Raw genomic sequence first — 18,218 nt, 5'->3', positions numbered from 1 at the left:
AGGTTAGTACGAGCGTTCAGAACCGACTGACGTGACGGCTACACGCGATCCAGGAGAACCACTACTTAACTAGCTACGAACGATTGAAGCGGTCTTTGTTGGCCTCACGAAGCACGGCCTTCTGCACCTTGCCCATGGTGTTGCGCGGCAGTTGCTCGAGCAGAATGAGCTCGCGCGGTTGTTTGAAGCGGGCAAGATTTTCTGCAGCCGCTCTATTAATGGCGGCAAGGTCCGGCTTGGCTGCGGGTCTGGCAACGATGAAGCCTAGCACAGCCTCGCCAAAATCGGGATGCGGCACGCCGACCACAGCGCTTTCCAGCACGCCGGGCTGGTCGTCGAGAAGCAGTTCGATTTCACGAGGGTAGATATTCAGTCCGCCCGAGATGATCAGATCCTTGGCGCGGCCAACGACGTGCACATATCCATCTTCGTCCACTCGACCGATATCGCCTGTGATGAAAAAGCCGTTCTCTCGCAATTCCGCCTTGGTCTTCTCCGGCATCCCCCAGTATCCTTGAAAGACGTTTGGTCCGCGCACCTCAATCATCCCAGTCTCGCCAGCTGGCAAGACAACGCCCGTTTCGGGATCGGCAATTAGAAGTTCGACATCCGGCAGGGGGAATCCCACCGTTCCGGCGCGACGTTCGCCCTCGTAAGGGTTGGAAACCGACATGTTGGTTTCGGTCATACCGTAACGCTCGAGAATCCGGTGGCCGGTGCGTTCCTCGAATTGGACGTGTGTTTCGGCCAGCAACGGCGCCGAACCGGAGACGAAGAGGCGCATATGCGCCACCAGATCGCGGTTGAAGCGCTCGTCGGCCAGAAGGCGCGTATAGAAGGTGGGAACCCCCATCAGCACGGTTGCCCGCGGCAGCAGGCGCAGCACGGCTGCAACGTCGAATTTCGGTAGGAAGATCATCGGGGCTTGTGCCATCAGTGTCACGTTGCAAGCGACGAACAGGCCATGCGTGTGAAAGATCGGCAGGGCGTGCAGCAGAACATCGCGGCTGTCAAAACGCCACAGCTGGGCAAGTGTGCGGGCATTGGACAACAGGTTGGAATGGCTGAGCATGGCCCCCTTGGAGCGGCCCGTCGTGCCTGAGGTATAAAGCAGTGCCGCCAGATCCTCGTCTGTCCGCTCGGCGACGGCAAAGCTTGAAGGCTGGCCTTCCGCGCGTTCGGAAAGGCTGCCCGTTCCGTCGGCATCTAATGTCAGAACCAGCGTCTTTGCTTCGGCGCGCGCCTTCAATTCAGTCTCGATCGCCGAGCTGCACACCACGCCACGCGCGCCACTGTCCTTGATACAATAGTCGAGCTCTGTCAGCGTATAGGCGGTGTTGAGCGGCAGAAGCACGATGCCGGACATGGCGCAGGCCGCATAGAGCGCCAGCGCCTGGGGCGTCTTTTCCACCTGCACGGCAAGTCTGTCGCCCGCGGCAAGCCCCGACGCCACCAGCACGTTGGCCTGACGCGTCGCAAGCGCATGGAAATCACGATAGCTGAGGGCGCGTCCGTCGGCATCGAAGAGAAAGGTGCGATCACTATCGCGACTGGGAGCAAAGAGCGTATCGTAAAGGGGATTAGGCATCTTGAAGAACCTCGACGGATTGGAAAGATTCGGCCTGTATGCGTACCTCTGGCGCTGCGGTGACCTGCCTCTGGTTGGCAAAGCTCTCGTGGTTCTGCTCCAGGCTGTTACGATCATAGAGATAGTTGGTCATCACGCCTGCGCTTTCCTTCTGTCCGCGCGCCGCAAGATCCGCATCGAGGTGCACAGCATGCACCAACGCGCCATTGCCGAGATGGAATCGCGCTACAGGATCGTAATGATGGCCATCCGGCCGTCTTGCGGCTGTCAGATAATGGGCGGCGGCGGCCCGAAGCCGCGGCTTCGGCAGGCGTTCCGCATCCAGTCCCTGCTCGCGAAGCCAGCGCGTGAACAGCGGCATCGGCGACAGGGTGGCGAAGGTCGAAAGACCGGAAAGCTCGGCGGCCAGATCGTTCACCACCTGCTTGATGAGCGAATTGCCGAAGGAAATGCCGGCCAGCCCCGCTTGGCAATTGGAAATGGAGTAGAAGATCGCGGTATCGGCCTGATGCGGTGTAAGCGGCGTGCGCTCGTCGGACAGCAGCGCCTGTATGGAGCTGACGATGCCTCTGGTCAGCGCCACTTCCACGAAAATCAGCGGTTCATCTGGCATGGCGGGATGAAAGAAGGCAAAGCAGCGTCGGTCTTCCGGCCCGACACGGCGGCGCAGATCATCCCACGAGGCGATGGCATGCACGGCCTCGTACTGGATGATCTTTTCCAGAATATGGGCCGGGCTTTCCCAGCTGATGCGCCGCAGCACCAGGAAACCCCGGTTGAACCAGCTGGCGAACAGGTGGCAGAAATCGCAATCGATGCGCATCAGCGGATCGTCCGGCGAAACCAGCCGCAAAAGGTCGGCGCGCATGTCCACAAGCTGCCGCGTGGCGCCCGGAACCCGGTTCAGCCGGCGGACGAGTTCCTGCCGGCGTGGCTCCACGGCTTTGAGGAAAGCATCGTAGGTGCCTTGGCCGGGTTTGCCTTTCAGCGCCTGTAGGCTCTCCTCTACGCAGGACGGGTCGATGTCTAGGCTGTCGGCAAGGCGCGTAAAATAGGCAAGTTTCTCGCTGTCGCTCATAGCCGCATAGCGGTCGAGGATGCGGCGCGCCGTTAGAAGGCCGGTGATTTCCCCCTTCGAGGAGAGCAGCTCTTCCATCAGCTCCGGCATCGCAGGGCCGTCGCCCAGGGATGCCGTCGGCCCCTTCATCGTGCGACGAAAAACCAGATCCAGGACATCGGACAATACACTCATCGACATTTGCCTTTAAGCAACGGAGGGACGATGCAGGTCAGCGGGCATGGTTTTCGTGCCGATCGCCTTTCCACCGCGACCTGACGGATTTTTTCTCGTGCCACGCTCCCGAGAGAACGCACGTTTTCCGGCTCAGGGAAGAAGCCCCGGCACCTTGCGCAGCACGTCGGCCCAGAGCGCATAGCCGCCGGCATTCAGGTGAATGAAGTCGGGCTGGTAGTAGCGCCCCATAGGCCTGCCATTTTCGCCGTTCAGTCCTTTCGACACATCGATGAAGCTTGCCTCTTCGGTATCTTCGCACCAAGCTTCGGTCATGGCATTGTAGCGATCCACCTCGTCGGCATAGATCCAGCGGGTCGGACTCTGCTTGGTGCCCAGCACGAAGACCTTTGCGGCGGGACGCGCGCGACGGATCTCGCCCACGAGCGCCTTCAGATTGGCGAAGGCCGATTGTCCGGTCAGCCCGTCGTTGGCGATATCGTTCTCGCCAAAATAGAGTACGACGCGATCCGGGTTGAGCGGCAGCAGAAGCGTGTGCAGATAGTGTCGTCCCGACAGATTCGTGCCCCCGCCAAATCCCAGATTGACGATGTCGAGACAGCGCAGATCCTGCTGCATCGTGCCCCACAAGCGGAAGGACGAAGAGCCGTAAAATGCGATGGGCCGCGCCGGCAATGGGCCGCGCTGCAGGCGCATCAGGATGGCAACGACGTCGTCCTCGAAACGGTTGGTGGCAAGCGGGGCCGGAAAATCAAACATGCAGGGCTTCCTGAACTTTCATCTCGTCAGCGCGGTGGCAGGCACTGAAGCGGCCTTGTCCCGTCGCGCGCAAGTGCGGCACGGTGGTGGCGCAGACGTCGACCGCCATCGGACACCGGGTGCGGAATGCGCAGCCCGACGGCAGGTGGATGGGGCTTGGCGGATCGCCCTCCAGCGGTGCGCGCTGGCGGCGTTCCGAGGGGCGCGGGCGCGGCACCGATTCCAGAAGGCCGACCGTATAGGGGTGCTGCGGGGCGTTGAGCACGGCAGCGGTTTCGCCGGCCTCCACGATGCGCCCGAGATACATCACCGCGATACGGTTGCTGATATGCGAAACCACTCCGATGTCGTGCGAAATGAACAGCAGTGACAGCTCCATCTCGTCGCGCAGATCGCACAATAGGTTGATGACCTGCGCCCGGATGGAAACATCGAGCGCCGACACCGGTTCATCCGCCACCACCAGGCGCGGGCGCGTGGCAAGCGCGCGGCCAATGCCGAGCCTCTGACGTTGACCGCCGGACAATTCGTGCGGATAGCGCTTGGCCTGATCCGGTCGAAGTCCCACCTTCGCCAGCAGTTGAAGCACTTGCTCGCGCCGCTCGGCTGGCGTGCCGATCCGGAAGTTATCGAGCGGTTCCCGCACGATCGCCTCTGCCGTCCAGCGCGGATCGAGCGATGCGGATGGATCCTGGAAGATCATCTGAACAGACCGGCGCGCTGCATGCAACTCGCGCCGAGCCATGCGGGCGAGATCCTGCCCGAGAAGACGTACCGAGCCTTTACTGGGCCGGTCGAGCCCCATGATCATGCGGCCGAGCGTGGACTTGCCGCAGCCGCTTTCGCCGACAAGCGCCAGGGTTTCGCCCGGTGCGATAGAAAGCGACACGTCATTGACCGCATGCACCGTCTGTCCCTTGCCGGTCTGGAAGTGGCGCACGAGATTTTCAGCGACCAAGACCTGGGAATGATCAGTCATACCAGGGCCTTCTCGATTGGGGTTCCGGCCGCGCCGTAAACAACGGGCTGGTCGCAGCGGGTCGCGTGGCCGTGTGCGACGTCACGCCAGTCGGGCATGCGCTGCTGGCAGCCTGCCGTTGCAAAGCGGCAGCGTTCGACAAAGCTGCATCCCCTAGGGAGCATCGAAAAGCTTGGGACATTGCCTGGAATTGCCTCTAGCCTGCCGCGGCTCGGCTCGCCGGGCACGAATTCGGCCGTGGCACGCAAGAGGCCTGCGGTGTAGCCATGCGATGGATTTTCAAAAACGGCATGGACGGACCCCCGCTCAACCAGTGAGCCGGCATACATCACAGCCACATCGTCCGCGATTTCCGCCACCACGCCCAGATCATGGGTGATGAAGATGATAGCGGTGCCGAATTCTCGCTGCAGTTCCGACAGCAGCCACAGAATCTGCGCCTGCACCGTCACGTCGAGCGCGGTCGTCGGCTCATCGGCAATCAGCAGTCGGGGGCGGCAGATGAGCGCCATGGCGATCATGATGCGCTGGCGCATGCCGCCCGATAACTGGTGGGGATAGGCGCTCATGCGACGCTCGGCGTCGGGGATGCGCACCCGCTGGAGAACCGCCATGACCCGCGCGTTGGCCGCACGCGTGCTCATTTTTTCGTGCAGCAGCAGCGCCTCGCGCAGCTGGAAGCCGATGGTCAGTGCCGGATTGAGCGACGACATCGGATCCTGGAAGATCATCGCCATCAGCGAGCCGCGCAAGCGTGCCAGTTCCGGCTCCTCGCATTCCAGAAGGTCGATGCCATCGAGGCGCAGGCGCGCAGCCTCCACCTTGGCACTGCCCGGCTTGTGTAGGCCCATGATCGAGGCTGCGGTGACACTCTTGCCGGAGCCGGACTCCCCCACCAGACAGAGTGTCTTGCCCGCCTCAAGATCGAAGGAGACGTCGCGCACGGCGCGGATCGCTCCGTGCAACCCGAAGCCGACGGACAGATTGCGTACACTCAAGAACGTTTCGCCCGTCATGAAGCCCTCCTTGCGGCAAGGCGCGGATCGAAGTGGTCGCGAAGCTTGTCGCCGAGAATGTTGATGGACAGCACCATGATGGAGAGCAGCAGGCCCGGAAAGGTGATGACCCATGGTGCCAGGCGGAAGTATTCCTTGCCGCTGGCGATGACGTTGCCCCAGCTAGGAACGTCCGGCGGTGTGCCGACCCCGAGGAAGCTCAAGGCCGCTTCGGACAGGATGGCGGCCGCGCAGACATAGGTCGCCTGCACGCTCAGCATGCCGATGGCATTGGGTACGATATGGCGCAGCAGGATTTTCGGCGTGGAAGAGCCGACGGAGATGGCTGCGGTGATGAAGGGCAGCTCGCGAACGCTCAGCACCACGCTGCGCATCAGGCGCGCCGTGCGAGGAATTTCCGGCACGGAAATGGCAATGATGACGGTGACGAGACCGCCGCCGAGCACCGAGACGAGAGCAATCGCAAGCAGGATGCCAGGAATGGCCATCAGCCCGTCCGCGAGCCGCATCACGATGCGATCCACCCAGTCGAAATAACCCGCCACGACACCGAGCGTGCCGCCGATGGCCAGCACGACGATGGCCGTACACAGGCCGACGCTGACGGAATTGCGTGCCCCGGATACTGTGCGCACAAAGACGTCGCGTCCGAGATTGTCGGTGCCGAACCAGGCATTGGCGCCGGGCGGCTTCAGGCGCATCATCGGATTGAGGTCATTCCCGAGGCCCAGGATGATCGGCCCCAAGACCGCCATCAGGATGACGATGGCAAGCGCAAGGAGGCTGAGCGAGACCGCAACGCCCGGCCGCGCAAGTCTCGGTGGCGACAGGGCTGGGGATGTAACCGTCGTCATTGGCGTACCCGCGGATCAAAGAGAGAATAGGAAAGGTCGACCAGAAGGTTGACCGCGATCAGCACGAAGGAGAAGACGATGAGTACCCCCTGCACAACGGGATAATCACGCGTCAGGATCGCATCGACGGTCAGCCTGCCCATGCCGGGAATGTTGAAGACGGATTCGGTGATCACCACGCCGCCCAGCAGGGCTGCGAAGCTCGTGCCGATGACAGTCACGACCGGCACGCCGATGTTCTTCAGCGCATGGACGATGAGAATGCGTGGATTGCCAGCACCTTTGGCGCGGGCCGTGCGAATGTAATCCTCTGCCAGAACCTCCAGCATCGTAGCGCGGGTGATGCGCGCCACGAGTGCCGAGAACAGGAACGACAATGTAATCGACGGCAGGACAATGCTGCGAAGACAGACCCAGAAGCCGGCCGACAACGGCTTGTAGCCCTGGACTGGCAGCCAGCCGGCGCGCAGCGCAAACAGATCCACCAGCACGTAGCCGATCACGAAGACCGGTACTGAGAAGCCGACGACCGATGCAACGATGAGGAAGGTATCGACGGCCGAGCCTGCCCGCCAGGCGCCCCATACGCCCATCGGCACCGCGATCAGCACTGAAAGGATCAGCGTTGCCAAGGCCAGCATGGCCGTCGGCTCCACCCGCTTGAGGATAAGCCCCAGCACCGGAAAACCGGAATAGACCGACTGACCGAGGTCCAGATGCGCAATGTTCGACAGGTACAAATAGAACTGTTCGAGCAACGGCCTGTCGAGGAAAAGTCGTTCGCGGATGGCTTCAATCTGGTCGTGCGTAGCGTTTTCACCGGCAATCAGGGCGGCCGGATCACCGGGCCCGATGTGCAGAAGAAGAAAGACCGTGATCAGTACGATGAATGCAATGGGAATGACCGACAGCAGTCGGCGGACAACGAAATTGGACATGCATGCCTCCCGAAAACGCCTGGCGCAATCCGGTCAGATGGCGCCGTCGTTTCATGTCACTGCTTCTTTTCGATGTTCCAATAGAGATGCAGCGGGCTCTTGATCATGCCGTCGACCGACTTGTTCCAGGCCGAGACGCCGTAGTACTGGCCCATCGGGATGAAGGTGACGATCTCGTTGGCCCGCTCCTGGATCTTGACGGCCGCCTCTCTGCGCGCCGGTTGACTGTCGGCAAGCAGGAAGGACTTCCAGCGGGCCTGAAGTTCCGGATCGCAAGGCCAACCGACAAAGGCCTTTTCGCACGCGCCGGTGACGTAGGGATTTGTCAGCGGGTCCATCATGGCGTCGCCGCCAAAAGCAGTGAGGAACATGTTCCAGCCGCCTTCCGCGGGCGCGCCCTTGTTGTTGCGGCGGGAAAACATCGTGGCCAGATCGATCTGGCGATCGTCGACGGTAAACCCTGCTTTGCGTAGCGCCTGGACGAGCACTGTACCCAAGTCGCGCTGGAACTGCTGGTCCGTCGGATGAAGAAAGGTTATCGGCGTGCCGTCATAGCCCGCTTCCTTGAGCAGCGTCTTGGCCTTCTGCGCGTCCGGTTTCATGTAGCGTTCGCTGTTGATGTCCGTTTCATAAGGGGCATCGCACATGAAGATGGCGCCGCACAGCTTGTACAGATCCTTGCGTTCCCCCAGAAAGGTCGTCATGAAATCCCGCTGGTTTAGAGCCAGCTGGACTGCCTGGCGAACCTTGACATTGTTGAGCGGCGGCTGGGTATGGTTGAGAACGATCTGCACGCTCTTGCCCAGCAGCGGCTTGGGAGAGACCGTAAGATCCGGATCCGCTTCCAGGAGCGGGATCTGGTCGTAAGGAACTTCGGTGATGAAATCGATTTCCTTGGCCAGGAGAGCGTTTACCGCGCTCGTATCATCCGGAATGGTGACGCGCTCGATGCGGTCCACCTTCGCGACCTTGCCACCGGCAAGATTGCTGGGCGGCTCGTTGCGCGGAACGTAACCTGCGAATTTCTCCACGACGAATTTAACGCCGGGCTGCCATTCGACCAGCTTGAACGGACCCGAGCCTATGAGGGCAGGCAGCTTTTCGCCAATCGGTGTCCTGGCAATGCGCTCCGGCATGATGAACAGCGGATAGGCCGTCATGCGGCCAAGACCGTTCAGAAGCTGCCCGAACGGTTCCTTCAGGACGATGCGGAAGGAGGCCGCTCCCGTGGGCTCGATCTTGTCGAGGCGCTTAGCTATCTCCTGGCCAAGGCTGTCCTTACCCATCCAGCGGTTGATGGAGGCGATGACGTCGGCGGAGGTAACAGGGGCACCGTCGTGAAACTTCAGACCACTGCGCAGGGCAAAGTCATAGGTCGTGCCGTCGGAGCTGATAGTGAAGGTTTCCACCATCTGCGGCTTCACCGCGAAATTGGCGTCCATCGCAAATAGAGTGTCCCACAAGAGGTAGGACATATCGCGCATTGGGTAATTGGTGCTGAGCAGCGGGTCCATCTGCTGAATGTCTCCGACATCGCGGATCCGCAGCACGTTTTCAGCGTTGACGGTCACATTCAGCGTCAGTGACAGCACGGTCGCGGCTGCCAATGTTTTCATCGCCTTTAACATTCCGGCTCCCCCCATGAACTTTTTTTAGGCAATGAACTGCCCACCGCAATTGCATACGGCATTTAGTCAGTGCTATACATATATAGCAGCTTGAGCATGCATATGTCAAGCTCGTGTATACACGAAGTCGAATTAGGTATTCACGACATGATCGTCAGCTCCAAAAACGCTCCCTCGCTTCGCGACCGGATCGAGGAGGCCATTGTTTCGGGTAGATTCCGCTCGGGCGACCGCCTCGAAGAACAAAGTCTTGCTGAAGAACACGGCGTGTCACGCACACCAGTGCGCGAGGCCTTGAGGCAGTTGCAGGAAGCTGGACTGATCGACATCCAGCCGCGGCGTGGCGCAACCGTGACAGTGGTAACGGCTTCCCGTCTCATTCACATGTTCGAAGTAATGGGCGGACTCGAAGCAATGGCGGGCCGGCTTGCTGCCAGACGCCTCGACGAGACCTCAAAGCATGAGCTCCTTGCCTGTCATGAAGCCTGCAGGGTAGCCGTACGTGAAGGATCGGATGCCTATTACTATGAGAACGAGCGCTTCCACATGGCCATATACCGGGCGAGCGCCAACCCGTTTCTTGAGGAGCAGGCACGCGCGCTTCACCGCCGCCTGAAGCCCTATAGGCGCATCCAGTTACGCTCCTTCAACCGCATCGAGCAGTCGTTTGCCGAGCACGATCGGATCGTGAGGGCAATTGTTGAGGGAAATAGCCAGGAAGCGGAGCAGGCGCTCTGGGAGCACGTAACAATCCAAGCTGGTCGGTTTCACGATTTTCTGGCTGGACTAGAACGGAACGGGTAGTGCGGTTTTGGAGGGCAAATCTCCGCCGATCCCGGACGATCTGGATCTCAACGGACGGTGTGAACGGGCATCCAATGTTGGCTCTGACGCATAGCGGCGGCTGGCGAGTGCAAGTTGACCGGGAAGTTGACACCGAGGCGGCGATGATCCCGAGCGGCGTCAGGGTCTGGATCGCCGCCGGTCACACGGACACGCGCCGCGGCAAGCATAGCCTAGCTCTTACGGTCCAGGAGATCTTGAAGACGTCCGCGCCGCCATTGGTCACCATGTAGCCGAAGGATATCATCGGGAAATCCTGAAGGTATTGCTGCGAGCGAGTACGCACACGGGCAAGGCCGCGGATTGTTGCACGCGCGCGGATCGTGTCCCGTGGCGTGGCGTAGCTGGCGGTGGATGACCGCGTTTGCCGGCGGGAGCCGGGCAGGTCAGCTGGCGAGAGCCGGAAGGCTGACGGTTGGATCATCGCTCAACGGCGAAATGGTTTTCAACGTCATGTAGCGGGCACGCTGGACAGCCCATTCGTAGTTCTGCTCAAGCAGTACCGCGCCGACACGGCGAACGATGACGTCCTCGTTAGGAAGATGCCGACCACCTCGATGCGATCGATGATCCAACGCACCCCCTTCAGCTACCGGGGGGCTTCGCCTTAGATTTACTGCTTTCTTTGGCAGCGGCCAGTCGCATGGCCGCTTGGACTATCGTGCGGACTCCTAGTTTCTGCTTTGCGTTTTCGAGATATGAAGCGACTGTGTTTCGGGAGATACCTAGAATTCGTCCGATCTCCCAAGCAGACTTGCCCCGCGCGGCCCATTCAAGGCACTCATATTCGCGGGGTGACAATGACACGCCGGAAATTAGACGATCCGCGCATAGCTTTCGTCGAGCGTGAGCGTGAAAGTAAATTGCCATCAGTTGGAGCACACGCGCGTGCTCTTCTATGCAACGTTCAAAAGAAGGTCGGCGCTCATCGACCGCAAAAGTGACGGCTGCTATTGGACCTGAAGCATCATGGATGGGCACCGTGAAACCATGCCGGATACCGAAACGGGCGGCTTCCGCCAGCAAATCCACTTGTTCCCTTGAAGAGCTCGGGCGCTCAATTCCCATCCCCCAACTGAAGGGTTCGGGGTGGCTGAGGGCTCTAAGTATTACCGGATCAAATTGCTGGTAGCGTCTACGCAAGTAAAGCTGAGTCCATTCCACGGGATAGTTCGATATCAACTGTGGTGAACCGGCTTGCGGCCGCGGAAGGGAAATATAGGCAAAGCAGGAGAGGTGCAGGCCCGCCGCTGCCTCCGACAGTGCTTGACCAAGGGAACTTGGGTCATCGGCGCTAGAAAGTCGGTCCACAAATCGTTGGAATAGACGATGCATGAGTAGCTTCGCTGCTTACCGTTTTCTATGTTGCATTTCTGTTCTGTGCGGATCTGCACCGAGGCGAACCAGCTAGCAGCTCTCTGGATGTTGTCTCGCTACCGAAAGTCGGTCGAGTTAACTCAATCGGCCTTCCTGGAGTGCCAGATGAATAGAACAGCGCACGATGACGACTTGAGTCCGCCGTGTACGAGCCGCTCGCCGGAGCCGAACTCCCGATAGACGGGAGGAGGGCAGAGAGCCCAGAAGACCTGTAACCGCAGGAGGAGCATCACTTCTAGCTGAGCCAGGGCGATCTCAATTGGCCACGCCATTCGCGTTCGAAAAAAATGCGCCCGGAGCTTGTTTGAGCCCCGGGCAGTGGAGGCCCCGGGCAGTGGAGGGAAGGGAGTCTCCCAAAAGGGCCATGCCGCCTGCCAAGTGACCTTAGCCCGCCGGCAGCGCGCGGATTGCAATCGAGAGTGGCTCTCGTACGCCAGCCGGGTTCAGACCGAAATCGCCTTCGCCGACTCCATCTGGTTGCGCAATAGGAATTTCTGGATCTTGCCAGTCGATGTCTTTGGGACCGTCCCGAACACCACAGTTTTTGGTGACTTGAAGCCGGATACATGCGAGCGACAAAAGGCAATGATCTCTGCCTCGGTCGCACTCGCGCCTTCCTTCAACTCGACGAAGGCGCAAGGCACCTCTCCCCATTTGTGATCTGGCTTCGCCACCACTGCCGCAAGCAATACGGCCGGGTGCTTATAGAGCACATCCTCGAGCTCAACGGATGAGATGTTCTCGCCACCTGAGATGATGATGTCCTTCGAGCGGTCCTTGATGATGATGTAGCCGTCCTTGTCCAGGACTCCGAGATCGCCCGTGTGAAACCAGCCGCCGGCAAAGGCGTCCTCTGTGGCCTTCTCGTTCTTCAAGTAACCCTTCATGACGACATTGCCACGGAACATCACCTCGCCCATGGTTTGGCCGTCTTGAGGCACCTGGCTCATGGTTTTAGGGTCGAGCACCGTGACCGCTTCCTGCAATGGATATGGCACGCCTTGCCGGCGCCTGAGCACCGCACATTCTTCGATCGATAGTTTGTCCCAGCCTGGCTGTTCAGCGCAGATGGAGGAAGGCCCATAGACCTCGGTGAGCCCATAGATGTGTACCAGCTCGATACCGAGCTCTTGCGCGCCCTTCAGCACAGGAATCGGCGGCGCCGAGCCTCCCATCAGTCCTATGATCGTCCGCTTCGGACGGTGGCGAGGAGTATCCGACGCGTTAATTAGCGTGTTGTAGACGATTGGAGCGCCACACATGTGGGTCACGCCGTGCCGTTCCATCAGTTCGAAGATCTTGGTGGGATCGACCTTGCGCAAGCAGACGTTTGTGCCAGCCGCTGCGGCGATCGACCATGGAAAGCACCATCCGTTGCAGTGAAACATCGGGAGGGTCCAGAGGTAGACCGGATGCTGACCAAGCTCGGCTGCCAGAATATTGCTGACGGCGTTCAAGTAAGCGCCGCGGTGATGTGTGACGACGCCTTTCGGGTTCCCAGTCGTGCCAGAAGTGTAGCTCAGCGCAATCGCGTTCCATTCATCCTCGGGATAGCGAGGGGTAAAAGCCCGATCGCCTTGAGATACAGCTGCTTCATACTCGATTTCGCCAACCTTCCGGCCACCTTCAAAAGCTGAATCCTCAACGTCAACGACGAACGGCTTGGGACCTTTCATCTGCTTGATTGCCGCCGCAACCAAATCGGAGAATTCCGGGTCAACCAAAATAACCTTGGCGCAACCGTGATCGAGTTGGAAGGCTATTGAATGCGCATCAAGTCGAATGTTCAGAGTATTCAGGACCGCGCCCACCATCGGTACTGCGAAGTGGAGTTCGTTCATTGCTGGGACGTTCGGGAGCATGGCTGCCACGGTGTCCCCTTCGCCGACACCCCGGAGCGCGAGGTAGGACGCAAATCGTCGGCATCGGTCAAGAGTCTGCGCCCACGTGAAGACGCGGTCCTCGTAAACGGCGCTGATGAGACCCGGATAGACGGCTGCCGTCCGCGACAAGAAGCTTAGCGGTGTTAACGGCAGGAAGTTGGCCGGGCACTTATCCAGGCCAACATTGTATGGATTTTGCTTCGCACTCACGAAATCCTCTCCCTGAATTACTTAGACGGGTGGTGATGTCTGACCACAAGCTGAACCTGGGACAGTCATAGCAGCGCGCTGCCGCTCCCTGAATCGGTCAACTGACGTATTGTCGAAGGACGATACCCAGCGGAAGCTCGGCCAGCCGCTGAGGGCGATCCGTCCGGCCGTGTTGCCATGAAATGCGTGTCAACTGGGATTCGGACGAGTTCGGCCGATCGCGGCTGGGCCAGGTCGGCCAAGTCCCGGGCTGCGGTCACACCACCGTGGCGACGTCAAGGAGATAGCGAATGGATATGGTCACCACCTCATCGTCCTGCACGTGTCCGACGGACGCTCGACAGCGTGATGATGTGAAGCACCCTCTCGATCCGTTGACCCCCGTCGAAATTCGCGCCGTGGTCGAGGTCGTCCGCAACGATCCGAAGTATGGTGCCGATTTTCTCTTCGAGACCATCGAGCTTCTGGAACCTGAAAAATCAGTCGTTCGCCAGTACAGATCCGGAGAGTCGATCAACAGAGTTGCAAGGGCAAATCTGTTCCAGATTAAGCAGGACGGTATTTGGCGGCTAACTGTCTCTCTGAGCCAACGGAAGGTCCTCACTTCCATCTATCTTCCTTCGGCCAAACCGATGATCCAGCTCGAGCAGTTCACGGCCATCGAAAATGCCGTGCGCGCCGCTCCAGAATTCATCGAGGCTTGCAAGAAGCGCGGCATCGACGACATGTCGCTTGTTTGCATCGATCCGTGGTCAGGGGGCAATTTCGATATCCCGGGGGAGGACGGTCGTTATCTCGCCCACGTCTTCGCATGGGTACGTCTACGAGAGAACGATAACCTCTACGCGCATCCGATCGGCGGGCTCAACGCGGTCGTCGACATCAAGACCTACGAAATCATCCGCGTCGACGATCACGAGATCATTCCGATTCCTCCAGCGGAGGTGAACTACGAAGCGGAGTTCATCAAGAGGCCGCGAACTCCGTACAAGGCTCTCAACGTAGTGCAGCCCGAAGGCGTCTCATTCAGGCTTGACGGACATCGGGTGAGGTGGGACCGCTGGTCGGTGCTGGTCGGCTTCAACTCTCGCGAAGGTTTGACTCTGCACGACATTAGTTACGACGGGCGGCCAATCGCACACCGTGCTTCGTTGGTGGAAATGGTCGTGCCGTATGGTACGACCGACAGGGGACATTTCAGGAAGAACGTCTTTGATATCGGCGAGTATGGGATTGGCAAGCTGGCCAATTCCCTCAAGCTTGGCTGTGATTGTCTCGGCGCCATCGAATATCTGGACGCCCACCTGGCAGGGATGGATGGCGGGGTCACTACAATCGAAAATGCCATCTGTATCCACGAAGAAGACGCTGGATTGCTCTGGAAGCATTGGGATTTCCGATCGAACAACGTGGAGTCGCGCCGCGCGCGCAGGCTGGTCATTTCGTGTATCGCGACGGTCGCCAATTACGAGTATGGCCTATTCTGGTACTTCCACACGGATGGCTCGATCCAGTTTGAGCTGAAGGCCACTGGCATTATCAATACGGCGGCTTGCCATCCGGGCCTCCCCGGCAAGTATGGCAAGGAAGTCGCGCCCGGTGTGGTCGGTCATATCCATCAGCACATCTTCTGCGCGCGGCTGGATATGAACGTCGACGGCGATCACAACAGCGTCGTTGAACTCAATACGCACCCCGATCCGTGGGGCCCGGACAATGCCTACGGCAACGGATTCTACGAAGAGGAAACAGTTCTGAAGACTGAACTGGGCGGTTGCCGCCAGGCCAACCTGGCAACGCATCGGGCCTGGAAAGTAATCAACCCCAACCGCAAGAACTGGGTCGGAACGCCGACGGCATACAAGCTCGAGGCCAGTCATCCAGTCACACCCTTCATCCATCCGGAGTCGCCGTCGGGGAGGCGATCGAATTTCATCAAGAACCAGCTCTGGGTTACGGCCTACAATCCAGAAGAGCGTTATCCGGCCGGCGAGCACATGAATCATTCGGATGGCACTGGCGGCATTTCCGATTTCGTCAAGAAGAACCGTAACATCGAGAATGCCGACATTGTCCTCTGGCACGTTTTCGGACTTCATCATCAAGTCCGGCCCGAAGATTTTCCCGTCCAGCCCTGCATCTTCACGGGCTTCAAGCTGATGCCGAATGGCTTTTTCGATGGTAACCCGGGCATCGATCTCGCGCCCGACAAAAACGACGCGAGCTGCCATGCAAAGGCTGCCGAACAGTAGCGGATTCGTGCAGCCTATAATGACTGCTGCGCCGCAGGACGTCGAGCGCTCTGGATCCGTTGGCTCGGCCCGAGCGCATGACCGCGGTCGCTCGACCTTCAACAGTTCCGCAGCGGTCGCCCTCGCAATCTTCATTGGGGCCGCCGCGCGCGTCCTTCCCCCTTTGTTGGCGGGGCCGATTCAACGGGAGCTCAACTGGTCCGATTCCGAGATCACATGGCCGATTGTGATCAGCATCGCCGTATCTGCACTCGCAGCTCCGCTGGCCGCAATCAGCTTGGAGTGTGTGGGTATCCGAACGCTGCTTTTCGCAAACTTTGTTCTGCTAACGGCGTCACTGGCGCTATCGTCGCTCGCGACGTCACCGTGGCATCTTCTGTTCTTGTGGGGGTTCGGAATCGGCTTGAGTGGGAGCTTGAGCGCCTCCGTCCTCGGTGCAGTGGTCGGCTTGCGCAGTCACGCAGCTCATTGCGGAACGAGCTTTGGTTTGTTCACATCAGTTCAGTGTCTCGGCTCGGCCGCAGGCCTTCTGTTGGCATCAAGGGCTACAGATTTGCTTGGTTGGCGGGTCGTCCTCGACGGAGGCGCGACTGCAACGCTGGCTGCCGCCATCGCCATCGCTCTGGCTGTCGATGGTTCAAACCCCAGAACCGCACCAACAAAGGAGGTGGTGGCGCGCATCGAATCTCCTGGTGCCTCTGTCAGGAAGTCGAAATTCTGGATATTTGCAGCGATCTTCTTCATCTGCGGTGCATCGACGAACGGACTGATCGATGGTCGGTTGAGCATGCTCTGTATCAGCAGTGGACTTGGACTGGCCTCAGGCGCTGACGTTCTTGCGATCATTGCGCTTAGCGGTGTCATTGGAAGCGCCGCCAGTGGACTTCTGGCCGACCGGTATCCAGCACGGATGTTGCTGGCAAGCTATTTTGCGCTGCGGGCGCTCGCGTTGTTCTGGCTCCCCTTTACCAACTTCAGCTTCGTTGGTCTTGCCCAGTTCGGCGCGTTTTATGGGCTCGACGCGGCACTGACGTTTCCTGCGCTGGCGAAGCTGATGTCCGCGAATTGTGATCGGCACAATATCGGAATGGCGATGAGCTGTATGACTGCGGCTCATGTAGCGGGAGCAGCAACCGTGTCTGCACTGGTCGGATTTATCGGACTGGCAAACTATGCAATCTCGCTTGCCGTTGTTGGCCTCATGTGCCTGCTGGCCGTGGGCCTTGTGCGGATTTCCGCCGGATAGTTGAGCTCGAGCTTTCGTCAAGGCCGCTCCGCATTCGTTCCATGGGCTGGCCGGCGTCGTGCCGGCCTACCAGGCATTCGCGGATTTTCGGCCGATGGCCCTGCGCGAAGGTGTCTCGCCGAGCAACAGCCCCTGGGACATCGCCATTCCCGCAAGTTGAGCTCTCGACGAGCAGCCCATCTTCGAAAGTATATGCTCGATGTGGGTCGATACGGTGCGGGGTGATATGAACAGCTGCTCGGCGATCTGCGGATTTGAAGCGCCGCCCGCAACCAAGTGCAGCACCTGGATCTCGCGCAGTGAGAGATCATGGGGCCAGGGGCCCATTTCTTCGGTGACAAGAAATAGATCGCCGCGGCAAGGTACGACCTCGACGCGATGACAGCCGCCAGCCTCGTCCGGCCAAATGAACCGCCGTGGTGCGCTGCGGGCAGGCCGTTCCAGCAGCAGACGGCGCAACAGGCCAGCCTCGCCAAGATGTGGGCCCGGCGAGCGGTTAGGAAGTTGAAGTGCGGCCCCCGTCGAGGTTACGACCAGAGCAAAGGCGGTCGGCGCCAATGCTTCAGCGAGAAGCCGAGGTGTGCGCAGCATGTCGCAAACTTCCGCCAACATCGGACGAAACCGCTCGGTTATTTCTCTGCGCTCGTCAGTTGCCTCCGTCGGCCGGGCCCAACTCATATGGTACGCTCCGACGTAACGACCGTCCGGAAGTCGCAGGCACATGGTCGAGCCCTCGTGGTAACCGGAAGGCATCAGAAACTCCGCCCCTATCGCCGTCTCCGGAATTTCCAGTCTCCAATCGCGCTTGTAGTCGCGCCACCGCAACGAGCTTCCGTCATGTCGGTGTGCAAGCGAGAACGCTGGCCCCCTCATTACGTAATCGTCGTTGACATGGAAGAGTACACGATCGTCGTAGCCATCTGTGGATACGGTCTGGTGACGATGGGAATCGGACATCGGGTCCCATGCGGTCAAGCAAAAGGCAGAACAGTGCACCAGGTCGCGAAGCAACCGAGTGACCTCTGATGCCCTGTCAATCAGATGTGAGCGGGGATCAATCGACGCCGCGCTCCAGGGGACGATCACCGATGATAAAGGTACTTGTTTCACTGCTTGCCCCGTGAGGTGCCATTCCGGGAAAAGAGCCAGCCAGAAAATTCAAGCGCTATTATAGTTCCAATTCAAGCTGCTGTCGCGCCGTTCTTATGCGCCTTGCAGCCCCTTTTTTGGCCAACCGGCAGCAAGTGGTGCCCCCCCCCGGCGCTGGCTCTCGAGGCCCGGGCCGATCATTCGAGGGAGCGGCTCCCGACGACATCCTCGAAATTATCGAGGCGTCCAGAGAGGCCGTGACGTCTTGGCGTCTAATCGGTCAACTGACGTATTGCTGAAAAAC

14 protein-coding genes and 1 pseudogene are annotated in these 18,218 nt (G+C 59.7%); 3 read left to right on the top strand and 12 right to left on the bottom strand.

The window, feature by feature from the left end:
* Window positions 1-73: 73 nt before the first annotated feature.
* The 8 genes from AC0L2O_RS29665 to AC0L2O_RS29630 all read right to left on the bottom strand — a co-directional run bounded on the left by AC0L2O_RS29665 (window position 74) and on the right by AC0L2O_RS29630 (window position 9,014).
* Window positions 74-1,588, bottom strand: coding sequence for a malonate--CoA ligase (locus tag AC0L2O_RS29665; protein WP_473372242.1), 1,515 nt, complete (start codon window positions 1,586-1,588; stop codon window positions 74-76).
* On the bottom strand, window positions 1,581-2,840 hold the full coding sequence (locus AC0L2O_RS29660; protein WP_473372241.1) for a malonyl-CoA decarboxylase domain-containing protein: 1,260 nt from the start codon (window positions 2,838-2,840) through the stop codon (window positions 1,581-1,583). The genes AC0L2O_RS29665 and AC0L2O_RS29660 overlap by 8 nt, the downstream gene beginning before the upstream one ends.
* A gap of 132 nt (window positions 2,841-2,972) precedes the next feature.
* The gene (locus AC0L2O_RS29655; RefSeq protein ID WP_473372240.1) at window positions 2,973-3,599 is read right to left on the bottom strand and encodes a GDSL-type esterase/lipase family protein; all 627 of its coding nucleotides are present in this window, start codon (window positions 3,597-3,599) and stop codon (window positions 2,973-2,975) included.
* Window positions 3,592-4,578 (bottom strand): ABC transporter ATP-binding protein, encoded by a 987-nt coding sequence (locus AC0L2O_RS29650; protein ID WP_473372239.1) that lies wholly within the window; start codon window positions 4,576-4,578, stop codon window positions 3,592-3,594. Before AC0L2O_RS29650 ends, AC0L2O_RS29655 begins: the two co-directional genes overlap by 8 nt.
* Window positions 4,575-5,594 (bottom strand): ABC transporter ATP-binding protein, encoded by a 1,020-nt coding sequence (locus AC0L2O_RS29645; RefSeq protein ID WP_473372238.1) that lies wholly within the window; start codon window positions 5,592-5,594, stop codon window positions 4,575-4,577. Before AC0L2O_RS29645 ends, AC0L2O_RS29650 begins: the two co-directional genes overlap by 4 nt.
* Window positions 5,591-6,448 carry an ABC transporter permease gene (locus AC0L2O_RS29640; protein ID WP_473372237.1) on the bottom strand — a complete coding sequence of 286 codons (858 nt, stop codon included), beginning with the start codon at window positions 6,446-6,448 and terminating at the stop codon, window positions 5,591-5,593. Before AC0L2O_RS29640 ends, AC0L2O_RS29645 begins: the two co-directional genes overlap by 4 nt.
* Window positions 6,445-7,386, bottom strand: a complete 942-nt coding sequence (locus AC0L2O_RS29635; protein WP_473372236.1) for an ABC transporter permease — start codon at window positions 7,384-7,386, stop codon at window positions 6,445-6,447. The genes AC0L2O_RS29640 and AC0L2O_RS29635 overlap by 4 nt, the downstream gene beginning before the upstream one ends.
* Window positions 7,387-7,442: 56 nt before the next feature.
* On the bottom strand, window positions 7,443-9,014 hold the full coding sequence (locus AC0L2O_RS29630) for an ABC transporter substrate-binding protein (protein ID WP_473372235.1): 1,572 nt from the start codon (window positions 9,012-9,014) through the stop codon (window positions 7,443-7,445).
* Window positions 9,015-9,161: 147 nt separating this feature from the next.
* On the opposite strand from AC0L2O_RS29630, the gene AC0L2O_RS29625 reads away from it, so the two are divergent.
* Entirely contained in the window at window positions 9,162-9,818 is a 657-nt protein-coding gene (locus tag AC0L2O_RS29625) for a GntR family transcriptional regulator (protein WP_473372234.1), read from the top strand.
* A 425-nt stretch (window positions 9,819-10,243) separates the two neighbouring features.
* Here the strand turns inward: AC0L2O_RS29625 and AC0L2O_RS29620 are convergent.
* From AC0L2O_RS29620 to AC0L2O_RS29610, 3 genes and pseudogenes are all read right to left on the bottom strand, one after another.
* Window positions 10,244-10,419 (bottom strand): annotated as a pseudogene (locus AC0L2O_RS29620) (IS256 family transposase); the annotation flags it as partial.
* A gap of 23 nt (window positions 10,420-10,442) precedes the next feature.
* Entirely contained in the window at window positions 10,443-11,192 is a 750-nt protein-coding gene (locus AC0L2O_RS29615) for a LuxR family transcriptional regulator (RefSeq protein WP_473372233.1), read from the bottom strand.
* Between the two features lie 485 nt (window positions 11,193-11,677).
* Window positions 11,678-13,327 (bottom strand): acyl-CoA synthetase, encoded by a 1,650-nt coding sequence (locus tag AC0L2O_RS29610; RefSeq protein WP_473372232.1) that lies wholly within the window; start codon window positions 13,325-13,327, stop codon window positions 11,678-11,680.
* 290 nt (window positions 13,328-13,617) lie between these two features.
* Between AC0L2O_RS29610 and AC0L2O_RS29605 the strand changes: the two genes are divergently transcribed.
* Together AC0L2O_RS29605 and AC0L2O_RS29600 are read left to right on the top strand one after the other, a co-directional pair.
* Window positions 13,618-15,579: a primary-amine oxidase gene (locus tag AC0L2O_RS29605; protein ID WP_473372231.1), complete on the top strand. Its 1,962-nt coding sequence runs from the start codon at window positions 13,618-13,620 to the stop codon at window positions 15,577-15,579.
* A gap of 19 nt (window positions 15,580-15,598) precedes the next feature.
* Window positions 15,599-16,825, top strand: coding sequence for an MFS transporter (locus AC0L2O_RS29600; RefSeq protein WP_473372230.1), 1,227 nt, complete (start codon window positions 15,599-15,601; stop codon window positions 16,823-16,825).
* Between the two features lie 66 nt (window positions 16,826-16,891).
* On the opposite strand, the gene AC0L2O_RS29595 is transcribed toward AC0L2O_RS29600, so the two are convergent.
* Complete coding sequence (locus AC0L2O_RS29595) at window positions 16,892-17,935, bottom strand: helix-turn-helix transcriptional regulator (RefSeq protein ID WP_473372229.1); 1,044 nt, start codon at window positions 17,933-17,935, stop codon at window positions 16,892-16,894.
* Window positions 17,936-18,218 lie beyond the last annotated feature (283 nt).

It is taken from the genome of Bradyrhizobium sp. Kon10 (genome assembly GCF_055807395.1).
The sequence above is the reverse complement of the archived record's forward strand: the minus strand, read 5'-3'. Positions and strand labels throughout refer to the sequence as shown.

Bases quoted from the DNA above. Each gene is read 5' to 3' on its own strand.
- AC0L2O_RS29665 (WP_473372242.1), bottom strand. From the start codon at position 1,588: ATGCCTAATCCCCTTTACGATACGCTCTTTGCTCCCAGTCGCGATAGT.
- AC0L2O_RS29660 (WP_473372241.1), bottom strand. From the start codon at position 2,840: ATGAGTGTATTGTCCGATGTCCTGGATCTGGTTTTTCGTCGCACGATG.
- AC0L2O_RS29655 (WP_473372240.1), bottom strand. From the start codon at position 3,599: ATGTTTGATTTTCCGGCCCCGCTTGCCACCAACCGTTTCGAGGACGAC.
- AC0L2O_RS29650 (WP_473372239.1), bottom strand. From the start codon at position 4,578: ATGACTGATCATTCCCAGGTCTTGGTCGCTGAAAATCTCGTGCGCCAC.
- AC0L2O_RS29645 (WP_473372238.1), bottom strand. From the start codon at position 5,594: ATGACGGGCGAAACGTTCTTGAGTGTACGCAATCTGTCCGTCGGCTTC.
- AC0L2O_RS29640 (WP_473372237.1), bottom strand. From the start codon at position 6,448: ATGACGACGGTTACATCCCCAGCCCTGTCGCCACCGAGACTTGCGCGG.
- AC0L2O_RS29635 (WP_473372236.1), bottom strand. From the start codon at position 7,386: ATGTCCAATTTCGTTGTCCGCCGACTGCTGTCGGTCATTCCCATTGCA.
- AC0L2O_RS29630 (WP_473372235.1), bottom strand. From the start codon at position 9,014: ATGTTAAAGGCGATGAAAACATTGGCAGCCGCGACCGTGCTGTCACTG.
- AC0L2O_RS29625 (WP_473372234.1), top strand. From the start codon at position 9,162: ATGATCGTCAGCTCCAAAAACGCTCCCTCGCTTCGCGACCGGATCGAG.
- AC0L2O_RS29615 (WP_473372233.1), bottom strand. From the start codon at position 11,192: ATGCATCGTCTATTCCAACGATTTGTGGACCGACTTTCTAGCGCCGAT.
- AC0L2O_RS29605 (WP_473372231.1), top strand. From the start codon at position 13,618: ATGGATATGGTCACCACCTCATCGTCCTGCACGTGTCCGACGGACGCT.
- AC0L2O_RS29600 (WP_473372230.1), top strand. From the start codon at position 15,599: ATGACTGCTGCGCCGCAGGACGTCGAGCGCTCTGGATCCGTTGGCTCG.